Origin of the sequence: Acinetobacter sp. HA, assembly GCF_000264725.1 — a bacterium.
In the GTDB taxonomy this organism is placed as follows: domain Bacteria; phylum Pseudomonadota; class Gammaproteobacteria; order Pseudomonadales; family Moraxellaceae; genus Acinetobacter; species Acinetobacter schindleri.
Genome location: NZ_AJXD01000074.1, coordinates 34,378 through 54,320, shown reverse-complemented (window position 1 = coordinate 54,320; position 19,943 = coordinate 34,378). Strand labels below are relative to the sequence as shown.

11 protein-coding genes, 1 tRNA gene and 2 pseudogenes are annotated in these 19,943 nt (G+C 42.1%); 11 read left to right on the top strand and 3 right to left on the bottom strand.

Annotated features, from left to right (window positions below; genetic code table 11):
- The first annotated feature begins 30 nt into the window (after positions 1-30).
- From HADU_RS11345 to HADU_RS11325, 5 genes and pseudogenes are all read left to right on the top strand, one after another.
- Positions 31-107, top strand: a tRNA-Val gene (locus tag HADU_RS11345).
- 675 nt (positions 108-782) lie between these two features.
- Entirely contained in the window at positions 783-2,510 is a 1,728-nt protein-coding gene (locus tag HADU_RS11340; protein ID WP_034592862.1) for an NAD-dependent malic enzyme, read from the top strand.
- A 314-nt stretch (positions 2,511-2,824) separates the two neighbouring features.
- Positions 2,825-4,048 (top strand): efflux RND transporter periplasmic adaptor subunit, encoded by a 1,224-nt coding sequence (locus tag HADU_RS11335; protein ID WP_008306585.1) that lies wholly within the window; start codon positions 2,825-2,827, stop codon positions 4,046-4,048.
- Positions 4,045-5,268, top strand: a complete 1,224-nt coding sequence (locus tag HADU_RS11330; protein ID WP_005221575.1) for an ABC transporter permease — start codon at positions 4,045-4,047, stop codon at positions 5,266-5,268. The genes HADU_RS11335 and HADU_RS11330 overlap by 4 nt, the downstream gene beginning before the upstream one ends.
- Positions 5,261-5,988 (top strand): annotated as a pseudogene (locus HADU_RS11325) (ABC transporter ATP-binding protein). The gene HADU_RS11330 and the pseudogene HADU_RS11325 overlap by 8 nt, the downstream one beginning before the upstream one ends.
- A 188-nt stretch (positions 5,989-6,176) precedes the next feature.
- Here HADU_RS11325 and HADU_RS11320 read toward each other — a convergent pair.
- Positions 6,177-6,368: a hypothetical protein gene (locus HADU_RS11320; RefSeq protein WP_008306574.1), complete on the bottom strand. Its 192-nt coding sequence runs from the start codon at positions 6,366-6,368 to the stop codon at positions 6,177-6,179.
- A 424-nt stretch (positions 6,369-6,792) separates the two neighbouring features.
- On the opposite strand from HADU_RS11320, the gene HADU_RS11315 reads away from it, so the two are divergent.
- The 3 genes from HADU_RS11315 (at position 6,793) to HADU_RS11305 (ending at position 12,021) form a co-directional block, all read left to right on the top strand.
- Complete coding sequence (locus tag HADU_RS11315; protein WP_008306573.1) at positions 6,793-7,446, top strand: YitT family protein; 654 nt, start codon at positions 6,793-6,795, stop codon at positions 7,444-7,446.
- 989 nt (positions 7,447-8,435) lie between these two features.
- Positions 8,436-10,673 carry an NADP-dependent isocitrate dehydrogenase gene (locus HADU_RS11310; RefSeq protein WP_008306571.1) on the top strand — a complete coding sequence of 746 codons (2,238 nt, stop codon included), beginning with the start codon at positions 8,436-8,438 and terminating at the stop codon, positions 10,671-10,673.
- A gap of 307 nt (positions 10,674-10,980) precedes the next feature.
- The gene (locus HADU_RS11305; RefSeq protein ID WP_008306569.1) at positions 10,981-12,021 is read left to right on the top strand and encodes a metallophosphoesterase; all 1,041 of its coding nucleotides are present in this window, start codon (positions 10,981-10,983) and stop codon (positions 12,019-12,021) included.
- Between the two features lie 78 nt (positions 12,022-12,099).
- Here the strand turns inward: HADU_RS11305 and HADU_RS11300 are convergent, their stop codons facing one another.
- Entirely contained in the window at positions 12,100-12,522 is a 423-nt protein-coding gene (locus HADU_RS11300; protein ID WP_008306567.1) for an OsmC family protein, read from the bottom strand.
- A gap of 147 nt (positions 12,523-12,669) precedes the next feature.
- Here HADU_RS11300 and crp point away from each other — a divergent pair, with 147 nt between their 5' ends.
- From crp to clpB, 3 genes are all read left to right on the top strand, one after another.
- Positions 12,670-13,344 (top strand): cAMP-activated global transcriptional regulator CRP, encoded by a 675-nt coding sequence (gene crp / locus HADU_RS11295; protein WP_008306566.1) that lies wholly within the window; start codon positions 12,670-12,672, stop codon positions 13,342-13,344.
- A gap of 212 nt (positions 13,345-13,556) precedes the next feature.
- Positions 13,557-14,606, top strand: coding sequence for an NADP(H)-dependent aldo-keto reductase (locus HADU_RS11290; protein ID WP_008306564.1), 1,050 nt, complete (start codon positions 13,557-13,559; stop codon positions 14,604-14,606).
- A 250-nt stretch (positions 14,607-14,856) separates the two neighbouring features.
- On the top strand, positions 14,857-17,436 hold the full coding sequence (gene clpB, locus HADU_RS11285) for an ATP-dependent chaperone ClpB (RefSeq protein WP_008306562.1): 2,580 nt from the start codon (positions 14,857-14,859) through the stop codon (positions 17,434-17,436).
- A 150-nt stretch (positions 17,437-17,586) separates the two neighbouring features.
- Here clpB and rlmKL read toward each other — a convergent pair.
- Positions 17,587-19,792, bottom strand: a pseudogene (gene rlmKL, locus HADU_RS11280) (bifunctional 23S rRNA (guanine(2069)-N(7))-methyltransferase RlmK/23S rRNA (guanine(2445)-N(2))-methyltransferase RlmL).
- Positions 19,793-19,943 lie beyond the last annotated feature (151 nt).

The following is a 19,943-nucleotide window of genomic DNA, read 5'->3' as shown; positions in this document are numbered from 1 at the left end:
TTCAAAAATTTATAATATGCGTAACATTCTAGGTGTATAGCTCAGTTGGTTAGAGCGCTACGTTGACATCGTAGAGGTCTCCAGTTCGAGTCTGGATATACCTACCAAAATTTTAAAACTTCTAAATACTATAACATTTTTTATTTTAAGCCTTTTTATATAATCTAATTTAGTCATATATAAATTCTTCTTTTATTATTCTGATTTTGCTATTTCCTCTCTAAGCATTAGGTTTTTTATAGATTATTTTTTAGATAAAATCTTCAACAAATTATAAATTATTACTAATTCCTTGCTTATTAGAAACAATAACTTATTTCATCCTTAATTATAATTTCCTGTTTTTTTGAGATTTTTTAAAAAATAATAATTTTTCTCTATTTAATTAAGGCGAATTTATGCTTCTAAAGCAATAATTAAAAATATGAGGATATGTAAAATTTAATAAAATAATGTATTAAAAATAGAACTGGTTAATATATAGTCATTAGCGCAAAATTTCTATTTGATTTGAATCTGTTTTTAACTTATTAAATTATTTTATGTAATTGATTTTATTGGTTTATAAGCTTGAGTATTTTTTTGATATTACCTAATTTTAAAAAAGAAAAACATAGGATCTTTTAAAGTATGCATAAAAAATAATTTGTTTGCTGATATTTTTGTAAGACATTAATTTACTAAATACTCATTTTATTAGTATTAATTATTAAAATATCTAAAATATTAGAAATAGCGATAAGATAAAAATATAGAACTTATTCAGCTATTTTTAGAGAGTTATGCCAAATTCCAGAAGTGAGTCAAGTAAAGTGACTAAAAATCAGATAGAGAAACGTCCTCTTTATGTGCCATACGCAGGATATACGTTACTTGAGCTGCCTCTTCTAAACAAAGGTTCTGCTTTTACCGAAGAAGAAAGAAAGAGTTTTAATTTACATGGGCTTATCCCTCATGTCATTGAGTCTATTGAAGAACAAAGTCAACGTTCTTATCAGCAATACTGTTCTTTTAATGATGATATTAATAAGCACATTTATCTGCGTAACATTCAAGATACCAATGAAACGCTGTTTTATCATTTAATTGAAAATCATTTAAGTGAAATGATGCCCATCATTTATACCCCAACGGTAGGCGAGGCATGTCAGCGCTTTTCAGATATTTATCGCCGGCATCGTGGGATATTTATTTCCTATGCTGACCGTGAGGGCATTGATCAGATTTTACATAATGTCAATCGCAGAAATGTCAAAGTCGTGGTGATTACAGATGGTGAGCGGATTTTAGGTTTGGGTGATCAAGGGATCGGAGGAATGGGCATTCCGATTGGAAAATTAGCCTTATATACTGCATGTGGGGGAATCAGTCCGGCTTATACATTGCCAATTACGCTGGATGTGGGAACCAATAATCAACAGCTCTTAAATGATCCGATCTATATGGGCTGGCGTAAACCGCGTATTAGTGGCGATGAGTATTTCAATTTTGTTGATCAGGTCATTCATGCCGTTCAAAAAAGATGGCCAAATGTCCTGATTCAATTTGAAGATTTTGCTCAACATCATGCGATGCCATTATTAGAAAAATATCGTGATCAAGCATGCTGTTTTAATGATGATATTCAAGGGACGGCTGCAGTTGCAGTGGGTAGCCTGATTGCAGCATCACATGCTTCTAATAAACAACTGAAAGACCAAACCGTAGCTTTCCTCGGAGCAGGTTCTGCAGGATGTGGTATTGCGGAGCAGATTATTGCCCAGATGGTAGCAGAAGGATTAACGGATGCTCAGGCACGTAAACGTGTTTTCATGGTGGATCGTTTTGGTCTGATTACAGAAAATCAGCCAAATCTTTTAGATTTCCAGCGAAAATTAGCTCAGGATCCAAAAAATATCACCAAATGGGCAGATGCGGAAAGTACGATTTCATTACTTGATGTAGTGAAATTTGCGAAACCTACCGTTCTTATTGGTGTATCTGGACAGCCGGGCTTATTCAGTAAAGATGTCATTACAGCGATGGCTGAGCACTGTGAGCATCCGATTATTTTCCCATTGTCTAATCCAACTTCCAAAGTGGAAGCGGTTCCTTCAGATATTATCCAGTGGACAGATGGGAAAGCATTAATTGCTACAGGTAGTCCATTTACACCCGTCAACTATCAGGGGGAGATTTATAACATTTCGCAATGTAATAACTCCTATATTTTCCCTGGGATTGGATTAGGTGTAATTGCATCTGGAGCGAAGCGAGTGACCAATAATATGTTAATGGCCTCAAGTAATGCATTAGCTGAATGCTCACCGAAATTGAAAGATCCGAAAGCAGATTTGTTGCCTGAATTGGATCAGATTCAGCAGATTTCCAAGGTGATTGCATTAAGAGTTGCGCAAGCGGCAATACAAGATGGGGTGGCTCCTCAGGCAACTATAGAAACGTTGAAAGAAGCAATTGAAGCGAATTTCTGGAAGCCTGAATATCGTCGATATGAGCGGGTTACATTTTAATAGGTGATCAGTTTATAGGAACTAGGTGCAAGGGTTTATAAGTAATATGCTTATGAACCCTTTTTTGAGTAGCTAAGACGATGATCTTCATGAGTAATATTTTCTTGCTTTATAATGTCTGATACAAAAAATGAATCTGGGCAGATTCAAAAAGAATAATTTTACAGTTTAATTGAAACTATGAAAGAATGTTAAATAAACTGGTATATGAAATCATCATAAAAACTTGTTATAAATTAAAGATTACGAAACAACTAAATACTTCTACACCTTTTTAATTGAATATGCAGTTAAAAATCCTCGGAGATGTCCATGTGCGTGCTGCCCGCTATAAAATTCTGATTGTTATATTACTGGTCCTGATAGCGGGTTTTGTACTTTTGCGCTGGTGGAAAGGACCGGAATTGCCGAGCTATACCTTAAAGGCGATGCCATTAGTACAAAATGTAGTAGCAACAGGACGTGTGGCAACGGTATCTCGTGCTGACATTGGCAGTGAGCTTGCTGGTGTTGTGCTGGAACGACGCGTTCAGGAAGGTGATCAAGTTAAACCAGGCGATCTGTTGGTCGTATTGAAATCAGATGAATTGGCTGCCCAGGTGCGGCAGGCAGAAGTTGCACTGACCGAATTAGCCACAAGTCGACGTCCACAGGCCGCAGCAGAATTAGCCTCGGCCAAAGCTCAACTTGAGCAGGCCAGCCGTGAAGCCAACCGTCGACGTAATGCCGAGCCAGGCATTCTTTCGGCTGAAGAAATTGAACAGGCAGTCGAAGCGGAAAGGGTCGCACGCAATAACTTCGAAACCGCACGACTCAAGGCAGCTGCATTGGCACAGGGACAGGTTGAAGAAGCCTCATTGCGCGAGCAGCTTGCAGTTGCTAAGGCTCAACTGGACAAAACCAAAATTCGTGCGACGGTCGCAGGCACAGTACTGACTCGCGATGTAGAGCCGGGTGATCTGGTTCAGCCAGGACAGACCTTATTTACTATTGCCATTAATGGCAATACCGAAATTCGCGTTCCATTGGATGAACGTAATTTATCGCGACTGGCTTTAGAGCAAAAAGCAACGGTGATTGCTGATGCCTATCCCGAGTACACTTTCCCTGCATGGATTAGCTTTATTGCTCCAAGTATCGATCCGCAACGTGGCACAGTTGAGCTTAAACTTACTGTAGATCCGGTACCTGATTTTCTACGTCAGGATATGACGGTTTCAGTCAATGTAGAAACGGGTCGCCGCGAGCGAGCTTTAGCCATACCTAATGATGCGCTTACCGGTCTTAAAGGAGATAAAGCGACAGTACTACTGGTACGCAATGGTAAGGTTCAACGTCAACAAGTCACATTAGGCTTGCGTGGTCTGGATCGTGCTGAAGTAATTTCAGGTTTGAAGGAGGGTGATCAGGTACTGGCTAATCCGGACGCTTCTTTAGAAGATGGCGCACGAGTGCGGATAAAACCGCAAAATATCCTAACTGAAAATCCTGCCAATCAAAACAATACTAAAAACGAAATACCGGTGAAACTCGATTGAAAAACTTTTTCGGACGGCTATGGACCGAATGGAAAATTGCGGTCAGTTTCTTACGTGAAGGCCGATCACAATCCATCATGATCACTGTCGGAGTCGCAGTGGGCGTGGCTGTGATTGTATTTATTACAGCATTGATTCAAGGTTTGCAATCCAATCTGATTGACCGGACTTTAGGGACCCAAGCACATATCCGTTTATTGTCTCCAGATGAAGTCAATCAGGTCGCGCCAACCAAAGAAGGTATTATTCAGCTTGTATTGGAAGATAAGCGCGCACAACGTTTACGTTCCATCAATAACTGGCAGCAAATTGTAACGACACTGGATCAATTGCCCGTTCTGACTGCAGTATCACCTGTTGTTTCTGGACCGGCTCTGGTCCAGCGTGGGGATGCGATCGAATCTGTTGCACTGGTTGGGATTGATCTGGAACGTTATCAGCAGATTATTCCTTTAAAAGAATACTTACAGAGCGGTCAGTTAAGGATTGGTGCGGATGATGTCGTGATTGGCAGTGAATTGGCTAAAGATCTTGGTGTGCAGGTAGGGAGTAAATTACGGCTGGATACCGGGCAGCAAGAAAGTACCTTGGTAAATATTGCCGGGATTTTTGAGTTAGGGGTGCGTGAACTGGATGCACGCTATATCTATCTGGATTTGAAACAGGCACAGTCTTTGTTGCTGTTGCCGGGTGGGGTGACGGTAATTGATCTGCGGGTAACGGACCTTTTTCAGGCAGATCAGATTGCGGATCAGGTAGGACGCCTGACATCCTTGCAGGCTGAAAGCTGGATTGAAACCAATGCGCAGTTGATGAATGCGATTTCCTCACAAAGTCTCTCGACCAATATGATTATTATTTTCGTCGCCGTTTCAGTCGCTTTTGGTATTGCCAGTGTCATGTCAGTTAGCGTGGTGCAACGAACCCGGGAAATTGGAATCTTACGCGCGACTGGTGCAACCCAAACACAAATTTTAAGAGTATTCCTGTTTCAGGGGGCGATTTTTGGGCTTATCGGTTCGGCAATCGGCAGTTCTGCCAGTTATGGCCTGGTATGGATTTTTAATAATTTTGGCCCAGGCCTGTTTTATATTCCAGTACCTATTGAACTGGTACTTCTAGCACTGTTATTGGCAACTTTGACCGGTGTACTGGCAGCCGCTATACCAGCACGTCGTGCAGCAGCCTTGGACCCAGTGGAGGCGATTCGTCATGTCTGAGCAGTTTCAAGAAGTTTTGCGTTTAGAGGCGCTGCGAAAATCTTATAATATTGGTCAACCAAATGAAGTGGAAGTTTTGCACGGTATTGACCTATGTATTGAACGTCAGGATTTTGCTGCACTGATTGGTCCTTCAGGTTCAGGAAAAAGTACCTTATTGAATATTCTGGGATTACTGGATCAGCCGAGCAGTGGTGAATTATATCTGCTTGGTCAGCCGACCAGTAAAATGACAGATACAGAACGGACTGCACTACGAGGCAACAGTATTGGCTTTGTTTTCCAGTTTCACCATCTGATTCAGGCATTTACTGCACTTAATAATATTTTAATGCCATTAATGTTGACCCACGGCAGACCCGATCAACAGTCAATTGATCAGGCACGTGAATTACTGGCAGCAGTTGGACTGGAAAAGTTTGCTGATCGTAAACCGAATGAGCTGTCTGGTGGACAGCAACAGCGTGTTGCGATTGCTCGTGCATTAATTACCAATACAGCTTTATTGCTGGCGGATGAACCCACTGGAAATCTGGATACACAAACTGCGGAAGAAATGTTTGCGCTATTTCGTAAGGTGCATCAGGAACGGGATTGTGCCGTACTTTTAGTCATCCATGATCCGCGTTTATCAGCCACCTGTGATCGTACCATCTGGTCGATGGCCTGATTCAAAGTGATACCAGAATACAAAGGGTTGAGAAAGAAGCGAAGGAATGACTCATTCATCATTATAAGAACATGACTATTCTGATTTTTGATCATGTCGCTCATGTTCTAATAAGATTAGTTTTTCAAAAAGTATCCAAAGCAGAGGGACAGACCTGTATTTTCAGGATTTTTCAGGGGGTAGGGTAGTTCAAGCCAAATATAATGCTAAAGGCCTGCAATACCATAAAGATGATTAGCTAGGGATTCTCATCTTCTTCATCCTCATGTCTTTGACGGATCTGGTCGCGTTTAACTTGGGGATCTTTATCTATACCTAATTGACCACGTTGAATTTCCCGATCCTGCTTTTCTTGCGGGTCTAATTCCTCCTCAGGAAATTCTTCGTTCAATGCTTCCTCAAGTTCTTTGTTTTCATCTGGATTTGCCATAAGAGTTTACCTACTTCTTCATGAATCACGTTATTGGATATTTTTTCTATTATAAAAACCCAACCTCCCAAGTCTGTTGTATTTATAGCTCGGCTGATTTAAAAAATTGTTGCCGATGTAAGTGGTTTTAATGACTCGCTAATAACCCTAATAAGTGCTTTATAAATGTTAATGCTTGTTTAGAAGCATTAGTTCACAATTTCTTTTTCTCCTGGACAGATCAATGTATTAATCTAAGTCTAGTACCAAATATCTTTTGACATAGAGAATGATAAATTTTATATAAAAATCAGTTTTTGGTGCCTGTTGCTGGCAAGCAAATTGCAATAACAACATACCGTCAGGTTCTGTGCCAGAAGTGCAGAGCCTAAATTAAACCCTCGGCTTCGCCACAAGCGAAAAAGAGTTTTAAAGGTTAGCGTATATGGCAATTCAATCTAATCCTCGGGTGATTTACCCCACGCGTCATCCTGCACCGCAGGAGACCAGAAAACATACTTTTTTTGAAGACCTACAGGCCTTATTTTCAGGTTCTCTGTTTGTCAGTATCTGTATGACCATGTTTGCTCAGGCGGGCTTATTGACCGGCAGTACCGCAGGGCTTGCCTTTGTGCTGCATTACGCCACAGGCTGGTCTTTCAGTCTAATCTATTTTGTGATCAATATCCCTTTTTACTGGTTCGCCTGGAAATATATTGGCAGGGAATTTACGCTTAAGACTTTTATTTCTGTCGCTTTACTCTCTCTGATTACCTTTATTGCACCTCGGTATTTGCATATTGATTATTTGCATCCAGCTTTTGCCGCGATTGCAGGTGGCTTTCTGATGGGAACCGGTGTGCTGTTCTTGGCCCGACATAAATCCAGTCTCGGTGGTGCAACCATCATTTCCCTATATGCACAGGAAAAGTGGGGTATGAAAGCAGGCAATGTACAGATGGTAATTGACTGTATTGTGGTGCTACTTGCACTCTGGATTGTGCCATTTGATAAAGTGCTTTGGTCAATTCTGGCAGCAGTGATCATGGGAAGTTTTCTGGCGATTAATCATCGACCGGGACGCTATAAAGGGCATTGAATAAAAGACAGGATTGGAAAATAGCCTAAGCATTAACACTGATTCATAAATCTAGAAAAGAGCAATGAATAACAAGGCCTGTTGCTCTTTAATATTGAATCAAACCACGTCCATCAGAACATGATCGCTAGGATGTGTACTGATAGCTAACTATATTTAACTTTACTTGAATTGCTTTAATTTGCTATCTAAATGCCTTTCTTTTACTGACTTCTTTCCACCTTCAGTTTTGTAGCCGACGGCTTTTTTATAACAAATATCTACAATAATTTATTGTGTTAAAAGTAGAGCAACACCCCTTATGAACATCTCAAAATTACAATCCTAGAGTAGATTAGTGATAAATAAAAAAAGTATATTTTTTAACTTAAATTTGCCGATTTATCCATCTAAAACACTATGATCAGAATAAAATTAAAAACAGTAAAATCATCATTTTTGCTAACATATTCAGATTTTGTTTAAATTGACCAAGATGTTTTAAGTAGTCTGTCATTAAGTCCAACACTGAACAAAACTATTCATCGTTTTTTTGTCTCTTTTAATAGTTAAAAACTTTGATCGCCCTGAAATAGTGCTAAAAATGATGATGATGAATAGTCTATTTGGCTTTTTAAAGTAAAGGTATTTATAAAAAAGCTATTTTCTATACGGTGAATAACCTGAGTAAACCTAAGGATTCATTAGAACTTATCAGCTCTAAAAAAACTATATATTAGAAAAACTGCTAAATATTCTTTAGAAATAGGCAGAATAAGAATAATAGATTTTTTGTATATGAAAGATGAGGAAATTGATTGGATTATAATCAATAGAAAATTGCAACAAATTGTATAATTTTTCAGCAAAATCACAACTTGAAATGATATTTCGTTGACTGTAAAGCAAGGAGATACGATACTCTCAAGGTTTAATGCAAACATATCGGTTCACAGGGTCTGAGTCAAAAGCTTGATCCTCAAAACTCTATCAAACGCAAGGGGCTATATATGGCTGGTGGAAAGTCAACAATCATTTACACACTGACCGACGAGGCGCCATTGTTGGCGACCTACTCGCTACTGCCGATCATTGAGACCTTTACTAAGCCTGCTGGCGTTGAGATTGTCAAAACTGACATCTCTGTTGCAGCACGCGTGCTCGCAGAATTCTCAGACTACCTGACTGAAGAACAGAAAGTAGCTGACAACCTTGCTGAGCTAGGCCGTCTTACACAAGATCCAAGCACAAATATTATTAAACTACCTAATATCAGTGCTTCTGTAGCTCAGTTAACAGCATGTATTAAAGAGCTTCAGTCTAAGGGCTATGCAATTCCTGATTACCCAGAAAACCCAACTACTGAAGAAGAAAAAGCACTTAAAGCACGTTTCGGTAAATGCCTCGGTTCTGCTGTAAACCCGGTATTACGTGAAGGTAACTCTGACCGTCGTGCCCCAACTGCCGTTAAAAACTACGCGAAAAAACACCCGCACTCTATGAGCGAGTGGAAACAGTGGTCACAAACTCACGTTTCACATATGGATGAAGGTGACTTCTACCACGGTGAAAAGTCGATGACTTTAGATCGCGCACATAACGTGAAAATGGAATTGATCACTAAGTCTGGTGAAACCATTGTTCTTAAGCCAAAAGTTGCGCTTCAAGACGGCGAAATCATTGACTCCATGTTCATGAGCAAAAAAGCGCTTTGTGACTTCTATGAAAAAGAATTAGATGACTGTAAAGAAGCAGGCATCCTGTTCTCTCTACACGTTAAAGCGACCATGATGAAAGTGTCACACCCGATCGTATTCGGTCACTGTGTGCGCATTTACTACAAAGAAGCGTTTGAGAAACACGGTAAACTGTTTGATGAGCTAGGCATTAACGTAAACAACGGTATGGCTGGACTTTACGAAAAGATTGAAACACTTCCGACTTCTTTACGTGAAGAAATCATCCGTGACTTACATGCTTGTCAAGAACACCGTCCAGCGCTTGCAATGGTTGATTCTGCGAAAGGTATCACTAACTTCCATTCTCCAAACGACGTTATTGTAGATGCTTCTATGCCTGCAATGATCCGTGGTGGTGGTAAAATGTGGGGTGCTGACGGCAAACCTTACGACTGTAAAGCGGTAATGCCTGAATCTACTTTCGCACGTATTTACCAGGAAATGATCAACTTCTGTAAATGGAATGGTAACTTCGATCCACGTACAATGGGTACTGTACCTAACGTTGGTTTGATGGCGCAAAAAGCTGAAGAATACGGTTCACACGACAAGACTTTCGAAATTCCTGAAGCAGGTATTGCGAACATCACTGATCTGGAAACAGGTGAAGTGTTGATGTCTCAGAACGTGGAAGAAGGCGATATCTGGCGTATGTGTCAGGTGAAAGACGCACCGATCCGCGACTGGGTAAAACTTGCTGTAACGCGTGCACGTAACTCTGGCATGCCTGCAATCTTCTGGCTTGACCCGTACCGTCCACACGAAAACGAACTGATCAAGAAAGTTCAAACTTATTTGAAAGATCATGATACTGACGGTCTAGACATCCAGATCATGTCTCAAGTACGTGCGATGCGTTATACGCTTGAACGTGTTGCTCGTGGCCTGGATACTATTTCAGTAACTGGTAACATCCTGCGTGACTACCTGACTGACTTGTTCCCAATCATGGAACTGGGTACTTCTGCGAAAATGCTTTCTATCGTGCCATTAATGGCGGGTGGCGGCATGTACGAAACTGGTGCGGGCGGTTCTGCACCTAAGCATGTACAACAGCTGGTAGAAGAAAACCACTTACGTTGGGATTCTTTAGGCGAGTTCCTGGCACTTGCTGTTTCTCTAGAAGAAATGGGTATTAAAGAAAATAATCCACGTGCGAAACTACTTGCAAACACACTTGATGCTGCGACTGGTAAATTGCTTGACAATGACAAGTCTCCATCACGTCGTACTGGCGAGTTAGACAACCGTGGTAGCCACTTCTACCTGGCTAAATTCTGGGCTGAAGAGCTTGCTACACAAGATCAAGATGCAGAATTGAAAGCGAAATTCGCGCCTATCGCACAAGCCTTGGCTGAAAACGAAGCGAAAATCGTTGAAGAACTGAATACTGTTCAAGGTAAAACTGTAGACATCGGTGGTTACTACGCAGTTGATCCTGCGAAAGTAAATGCTGTAATGCGTCCAAGTGCGACATTGAACCAGATCATTGAATCACTACAGGCTTAATTAGAAGCTGCACTGACTATCAGCTTAGTGAACTGAAATAAAAACCGGTGCTTAGGCACCGGTTTTTATTTACCATGATGAAAACTAAAGGGATGCTTTATTGTCGAAGCATCAGCCTTTAGAGCTATAGGTGAAATGAATAAACAGCCATTTCATATAGATAAGAAGATGGTTCGTTTTGAACGCCCCAAAAATTTAGCTTGAACACCCGATTAAAGGTATAGACAATATAATGAATATATTGAAAGAATTAGATTAATACTCAGTCTGAGTAATTGCAGGACTCAAATGTCGAGGAGGTGTCTGAATGTCATATCAGTTCATCCAGCCTATTCAGGGAGATCGGTTCGACATTGTGGGTGATATTCATGGTGAGATCGACGCCTTAAACAGTCTCTTACATGTCATGGGCTATAATCTTAAAGGTGAGCATCCAGAACAGCGTAAGCTGATCTTTGTGGGTGATCTTTGTGACCGTGGGCAAAACAGCGTCGCGGTAATTCAGCAAGTGAAGATTCTAATGGAGCGGGGCCATGCCTACTGTGTGCTGGGTAACCATGAGCTGAACCTGCTAAATCAATCCTATCGTGAAGGCAATGGCTGGTATTTTGGCTCACCCCATATGGATGACCATAAATCTTTTTACTCTGTACCTGCTACGCCAGAAGACCAGCAGTGGATTCTACAATTTCTGCAAACTTTACCCATTGCACTGGAATCAGATCAAATTCGGGTTGTGCATGCCTGCTGGGATACACACTCCATTCAACAACTAAAAGCACTGGACAAGCTGCATTTACTTGAAGCCTATGAACATTTTGTCCAGCAGACCCAGCAACACATTAATGATGCAGGTATTACAGAACAGGCATGCCAAGAAGCAGAGCAGTTTCGTGAAGCGCTCACTGATCCGAATAGCGATATTCCCTGGCTGAAATATCTGGCACAAAAGGAATGGATTGAGCAGATGTATAATCCAATCAAAGTATTGACCTCTGGTGCCGAATATATGACAGATAAGCCCATTTATGCCGGCGGCAAATGGCGTATGAAAGACCGTCTGCCTTGGTGGGAGGATTATCAGGAGGATATTCCCGTCATTATTGGTCATTACTGGCGTAAATTTGACTTGGCTGAAGTGAAAGCTGGCCTGTTTCAGCAGATTGATCCGCTACAGTGGTTTGGGCATAAGCAAAATGTGTTCTGTGTGGATTATTCAGTCGGGAAACGCTATCTGGATCGGCAGCAGCAACGAGAATTTTCAAGCAAATTAGCGGCTCTTAGATGGCCTGAAAAGCAGGTGATTTTTGAGGATGGTTCGACTTATTCGACCTCTCAATCTGTCTAAATGGTGTTGGTCTGATATCAAAGAACAGATAAAGAAAAAGCGGTCTGAGGGACCGCTTTTATAACTAGATCAGCCAGATTATTCAGCTTCAATAATTTCAAAATCGTGCGTAATTTCCACACCGCCATCAGACAGCATTCTGCTGGCTGAGCAGTATTTTTCGGCAGAAAGCTCGACAGCCTTAGCCACTTGTTTCTCTTTAATGCCTTTACCTGTCACCACAAAATGCAGGTGAATCTTCGTAAATACTGCAGGAATCGCGTCGGCACGTTCTGCATTGAGTTCACAGCGAACATCAGTAATGTCCTGACGCGCTTTCTTTAAAATGGTGACAATATCAAACGAAGCACAACCACCCAAACCGGTTAATAGAAGTTCCATTGGACGAGGACCACGGTTCTCACCACCGTATTCTGGCGATCCGTCCATGACGATACTGTGACCACTTTGCGTTTTTGCTTCAAAAGCAACATTCTCTAACCAATGAACGCTTGTTTGCATTGCAACTACCTAAAAAAAGCTATAAATTTACGAAGTAACTGTACACTAACATAAATTGGGTTGATAAGGAATTTCATTCCCACTGTGTGACAAGTTCACATTAGGTCTTGTGCGATCTAAAAATTATCCTTATTTGGAACTGCTAGCATGACTTCAAACTTTTCACAATTAAGCACAGATGCACTTTCTCCGGGACAATTGCCAGAATCCGTGAAGGCATTATTAAAACGTGCATATATCAACCGTTACCCAAAACGTACAACGATCGTTGATGCAGGAACAGAATCTAAATCTTTATATTTGATTCTGAAGGGGTCTGTATCGATCATTCTTCGTGAAGATGATGAGCGTGAAATTGTCGTGGCATATTTGAACGCGGGTGACTTTTTTGGGGAAATGGGCTTATTCGAAGCAAATCCACAACGTACTGCAGAAGTGCGTACGCGTGACGTTTGTGAAATTGCAGAGATTAGCTACGAAAACTTCCATGAACTGAGCAAACAATATCCTGACTTGAGTTATGCGGTCTTTGCCCAACTGGTTCGCCGTCTGAAGAATACGACACGTAAAGTAACTGACCTGGCATTTATTGATGTTTCTGGTCGTATCGCACGTTGTCTGATTGATCTTTCAGCTCAGCCTGAAGCGATGATCTTGCCAAATGGCCGTCAGATCCGTATTACCCGTCAGGAAATTGGCCGTATTGTAGGTTGTTCCCGTGAAATGGTCGGTCGCGTACTGAAAACCCTTGAAGAGCAAGGCATGATCGAAACGGATGGTAAAGCAATTCTGATCTTTGATGCCTCACTGGAGCAAAAATGAAGTACCAGCTGAAGATGATTCAGAAGAATAAACTGTAATTTTGAGAAAAGGGCAAACCTTCGGGTTTGCTTTTTTTATAGCTGCGAAAAATCCAACATCACAAATAAGAACAAACTTCTTAGAAAAGATGATTTCAGCCCGTCGCTTTCCTTCTATACTCTAGGTGTACTTTATTATGATAAGTCAAACCTAGAATAGACAGGGAATTATTCATGCAATTCAAACCACTTGCAGATACCGGCATTTTACTTCCAGAAATCTGTTTAGGTACCATGACCTTTGGTGAACAAAATACCCAGGAAGAAGCTTTTGAGCAGCTCGATTATGCACTGGATCAAGGACTGTATTTCTGGGATACCGCAGAAATGTACCCGGTACCGCCAAAACTGGAAACCCAAGGTGCGACAGAACGCATTATCGGGAACTGGATTGCATCACGTGGCGGTCGTGACAAACTGTTTTTAGCATCCAAAATCGCTGGTCCATCACAAGGTGGTAGTCATATCCGTGATGGACAGACCCGTTTTGGGGCAGATGAAATTTCAGCGGCCATAGACCAGTCATTGTCACGTCTGCAAACCGATTATATCGACTTATACCAGTTGCACTGGCCGCAACGCCCAACGAATTTCTTTGGTAAACTCGGTTATGGCAATGCTGAAGCAGCCGAAGACCGTGCAGTGACGGATCTCGAAGAAACCCTGACCGCCTTGCAATATGAAATTAAAAATGGCCGTATCCGTTATATCGGTCTGTCGAATGAGACCCCATGGGGGACGATGAAGTTCCTGCATCTGGCCGAGAAACTGGGATTATCAAAATTTGTCAGCGTACAGAATCCATATAACCTGCTGAATCGCACCTATGAAATCGGTATGTCAGAAATTGCCAAATACGAAGGTGTTGGCTTGCTAGCATATTCACCACTGGCATTCGGATATCTGACGGGTAAATTCCGCAATGGCGCACGTCCGGCCAATGCCCGTGTGACTTTATTCTCGCGTTTTAGCCGTTATAGCAATCCGGAAAGTGAATGGGCGGTGGAGCAATATGCACAACTGGCAGAGCAGCATGGTCTGACCCTGACTCAATTGGCATTGGCATTTATTAAACAGCAGTTCTTTGTAACCAGCACGATTATTGGTGCAACTAATCTGGATCAGCTAAAAGAAAATATTCAGGCTTTTGAAGTCAACCTGTCTGAGGAAGTACTGAAAGGCATTGAAGCGATTCATCGTCAGCAGCCGAATCCGGCACCATAATTTTTATAATCTATTCCGGAAAAGCCTTTATTGATAAAGGCTTTTTTTATTTCACATGATTAAGTTTGTGGCTGAATAAAAATTCTTCTTTGTTGACTTGAAATATGATTTGACTATACCAATATTATTATTGAAGACTGCCTGATATTTATTTTAAGTTTTTGAAAAATATATATAAATTTATTTGAAATTTATGTGCGTGCTCCCATATATGAATTAAGTTAAAAATTTGTTGTGAGGAAGAACAATAATGCGCTTTGAAAAATTTACAAATCGCCTGCAGCAAACCCTTTCAGATGCACAATCCTTGGCAATGGGTAAGGACCATGCTTCTATCGACGGTATTCACATTCTGGCAACTTTATTAGATGAGTCATCCAATATCAGTCTGCTGCAACAGGCAGGTGCGAACTTACGTGATTTGCAAGCTAAACTGCAAACTGCGCTGAGTAATGCACCGACTTTAAGCCAGTCCACCGGTGATATTAACCTTAGTCCTGAAGCAGCGAAAGTTCTGCATCTGGCAGACAGTTTTGCCCAAAAAGCAGGGGATGAATTCCTTTCTACTGACTGGGTATTGTTAGCATTAGCGGAAACAGGCAAAACCAAATCACTTTTAAGTGAAGTAGGTGTTAAAGCCGAGACCTTAAAACAAGTCATTCATCAAATTCGAGGCAATGAAAAAGTCATGAGCAATAATCATGAAGATCAGCGTGACTCTTTAAATAAATACACCATTGACCTGACTGAACGCGCATTACAAGGCAAGCTGGATCCAGTGATTGGTCGTGATGATGAAATTCGCCGTACCATTCAGGTCTTGTCACGCCGTACCAAAAATAACCCGGTACTGATCGGTGAGCCTGGTGTCGGTAAAACTGCGATTGTAGAAGGTCTGGCACAGCGTATCGTGAATGGTGAAGTTCCAGAAGGTCTGAAAGGTAAACGCGTTCTGTCACTGGATTTAGGTTCATTGCTGGCTGGTGCCAAATACCGTGGCGAATTTGAAGAACGTCTAAAAGCTGTTCTGAAAGACCTGGCCAAACATGAAGGCGAAATTATTCTATTCATCGACGAGCTGCATACCCTGGTGGGCGCAGGTAAGGGCGATGGTGCCATGGATGCCGGTAACATGCTGAAACCAGCATTGGCACGTGGTGAGCTGCGTTGTGTGGGTGCAACGACCCTGGACGAATACCGCCAGTACATCGAAAAAGATGCAGCTTTGGAACGTCGTTTCCAGAAAGTATTGGTGGATGAACCAAGTGTAGAAGATACCATTGCAATTTTGCGTGGTCTGAAAGATCGTTATGCGACTCACCATGGTGTACAGATTCTGGATTCTGCGATTATCGCTGCGGCGAAAATGTCACATCGCTACATCACTGACCGTCAATTGCCAGACAAAGCGATTGACCTGATTGATGAAGCAGCATCTCGTATCAAAATGGAGCTGGACTCTAAGCCAGAAGCTTTGGATAAACTTGAACGCCGTTTGATTCAGCTGAAAATGCAACTGGAAGCGGTGAAAAAAGATGAAGATTCGGGTGCCAAGTCTGAAGTGAAATATCTGGAAGATCAGATTGCTACAGTTGAGAAAGAGTATAGCGAACTGGAAGAAATCTGGCGTGCAGACAAAGCGCTGGTTGCAGGCAATAAAGACATTCAGGTGAAGCTGGATCAAGCCCGTATTGCGCTAGAAAAAGCGCAGCGTGAGGGTGATCTGGCAGAAGCGGCACGTTATCAGTATGGCGTGATTCCTGAGTTACAGAAGCAACTGGAACGTATTGAAGCAGCTGAAGAAAGTGAAGCGCCAAAACTATTGCGTGACAAAGTCACTGACAATGAGATTGCTGAAGTGGTCAGTGCTGCAACTGGTATTCCAGTGGCAAAAATGCTGCAAGGTGAGCGTGACAAACTGCTACATATGGAAGAATTCCTGCATAAACGTGTCGTCGGTCAGGAAGAAGCTGTCGTGGCAGTGTCGAATGCAGTCCGTCGTTCTCGTGCCGGATTGTCTGATCCAAACCGTCCAAGTGGTTCATTCCTGTTCTTAGGTCCAACCGGGGTGGGTAAGACTGAGTTGACCAAAGCTTTGGCGAACTTCCTGTTTGACAGTGATGATGCAATGATCCGTATCGACATGTCGGAATTTATGGAAAAACATTCTGTCAGCCGTCTGGTTGGTGCGCCTCCGGGTTATGTCGGTTATGAAGAAGGTGGAGTGCTGACTGAAGCGGTACGTCGTAAACCCTATAGCGTGTTGCTGTTTGATGAAGTTGAGAAAGCGCATCCGGATGTATTTAATATCTTATTACAGGTATTGGATGATGGCCGCTTAACGGATTCACAAGGCCGTGTGGTGGACTTTAAAAATACCGTGATCGTGATGACTTCTAACCTAGGTTCAAGTGATGTGCGTGAACTGGGTGGTGGTGCGACCCGAGATGAGGTACGTAGTGTAGTGATGAATGCAGTGTCGGAACACTTCCGTCCTGAGTTTATTAATCGTATCGATGAGATTGTGGTGTTCCATTCACTGGAAAAAGCCCAGATTCGTGGTATTGCCGATATCCAGTTGAACCGTTTACGTCAACGTCTGGCAGAGCGCGACTTGCGCTTATCCGTGGAAGACAGTGCTTTTGACCAGTTGATCGATGTAGGCTTTGATCCTCTATATGGTGCGCGTCCATTGAAACGTGCGATTCAGCAACGTATAGAAAATGGCCTGGCGCAAAACATTCTTGAAGGAAAATTCAATCCGGGCGATACCATTGTGGTTAGCGCTGAAAATGGTGAACTGGTCTTCGAGAAAATGAAGCTCAACTAATCTAAACTGATCGGAAAAGAAAAACCCAGCCTAGGCTGGGTTTTTCTTTATGGTACTTACTGCTTTCATCGCACCACTTTTCATTTCTCGTTCTGCGAGAAAAAGAAAGAGGGTGTAAATCCTGATGAAAGAAATTAATTCATTATCAAATTACATTTTTGGATGAGTGATTTTCCATGCACGGTGAATCTTCTGATTACGCTTGAAATCAGGGCCGATGGTTTCATGGGTGATTTCTTCCACATCAAAGAATGCCAAGATTTCTGCATCCATTTCAAAGCCACGATAATTATTTGAGAAGTAGAGTGTACCTTCAGTGGTTAAACGATTCATGGCACGTTTAATCAAAGATAAGTGGTCACGTTGTACGTCAAAAGTACCGTAGAATTTCTTCGAGTTAGAGAATGTTGGTGGATCGATAAAGATCAGTTCATATTGCTCATGACCTTCTTTCAGCCATTCGAAACAGTCAGATGCAAAGAACTGATGTTGCTCATCAGCATGATCTACAGTCAGGCCGTTCAAGACGAAGTTTTCTTTCGACCAGTTCAAATAGGTATTGGATAAATCCACGCTCGTCGTACTTGCTGCACCACCCAGTGCTGCATGTAAACTTGCCGTAGAGGTATAGCTATACAGATTCAGGAAATGCTTGCCTTTGGCCTCTTTGGCAATACGTAAACGCATCTGACGGTGATCCAGGAACAGACCGGTATCCAGATAATCGGTCAGGTTGACCAGAATCTTGGCCTGACCTTCCTGCACGATAAAACGTTTAGACGCCGTACTTTGTTTGGTGTACTGGTTTTTGCCTTCCTGACGGGCACGGGTCTTGATAAAGATCGCATCACGACCTAAACCCGTCACAGCACGAATCGCCTGCAAAGCCAAATTAAAACGTTTTTTAGCTTTTTCAGGATCAATTTTTTTTCGGTGGGGCATATTCCTGAACGTGCAGACGCTCACCATACAGGTCTACCGCCACATTAAAGTCAGGCAGGTCTGCATCATACAAACGTAGACAGTGAATATTTTCTTTCACCGCCCATTTTTTCAGAGTTTGCATATTCTTGGTCAGACGGTTGGCAAATTCCATGGCACCTTCGATTGGCTCGAATTGCTGTGGTTGCCAGCTTTCCAGGAATGGACGTACCACTGCAGCCGGTTTAACTGTACCGAAACGGATATAGATCGGTAATTTACCGTTCATCAGGCGTAGAATTTGCGGATCATTGAACGCCAAGACATCTGCCTGTTCAACTTGGGATGCAATCACTGCTGCTTTCTGATTCGGGAAATTCTTTTGCAGCAGATTAGACACACCTAAGTACAACGCACGGTTAGAAGCCTTGTCACCTAAACGCTCACCATAAGGCGGGTTGGTCACGAAGAATACTTTCTTGCCTTCAGCCTGGAAATCAGGCCAGTCATTTAAGGTACGTTCTTCGATCATAATCTGGTCAAGCGCTGATTCAAAACCTGCCGCAATGATATTTTGCTTGGTGGCTTTTACCGCTTCCCAGTCAGCATCGAAGGCATAAAATTTTGGTAATGGATTTTCCAGCGCAGCTTTATGACGTTCAGCAGCTTCGGCTTTAATACCCATCCACAATTCATGATCATGACCATTCCAGCCGTTAAAGCCGAAACGACGTACCAGGCCTGGTGCACGATCAGTCAGAATCATTAAAGATTCAATAATAAAGGTACCTGAACCACACATAGGATCAACCACGATATCCGGGTTGATGTCTTTCAGGCCACCTTTTTGCAGGATCGCTGCTGCCAGGTTTTCCTTGATTGGTGCTTCAGTCATAAAGCGACGATAGCCACGTTTATGCAGCGAATCACCAGAAAGGTCCAGGCAGTAGGTATGAGCTTTTTTACCAGCCAGAATATACATAGTGATTTCTGGCTGTTTGGTATCAATACTTGGACGTTTACCCACGGCTTCCATAAAGGAATCCACGACACCATCTTTAGCACGCAAAGTGGCAAATTGGGTATTGACTTTGATATCACGTTCGACATGCAGACGAATTGCGAAGGTACTTTGTGGTGCAAAAATTAGTGACCAGTCAAAGCTGATTGCACCTTCATAAAGCTCTTCAGCCACATCACGCGCATCATGGGAGAATTCAATTTCATGTGTGTGGATTGGCATCAGGACACGTGAAGCCAGACGCGACCACATGCAGATGCGGTATGCATTTTCAAGTGTGCCTTTAAAGGTCAGACGCCCCGGGAAACGTTCAATATCCTGAACACCTAAACCTTTGATTTCTTCTTCTAATAAGGTTTCCAGACCATCGGCACAGGTGACCCAATAATTGCTTAAACGTGAAGAGGTATTCATAAAATAGAGAGACCGGAAAAGAATAAATAAAAACTGCGCTCAGTTTACCGTATTTTGCCTTTTAAAGCTTTTGAAATTGTTTCGATTGGCTTTGAAATTTCACCTGAACAAGTGCGCTACAATGAAATAAATATTAAATACATGATAAGTG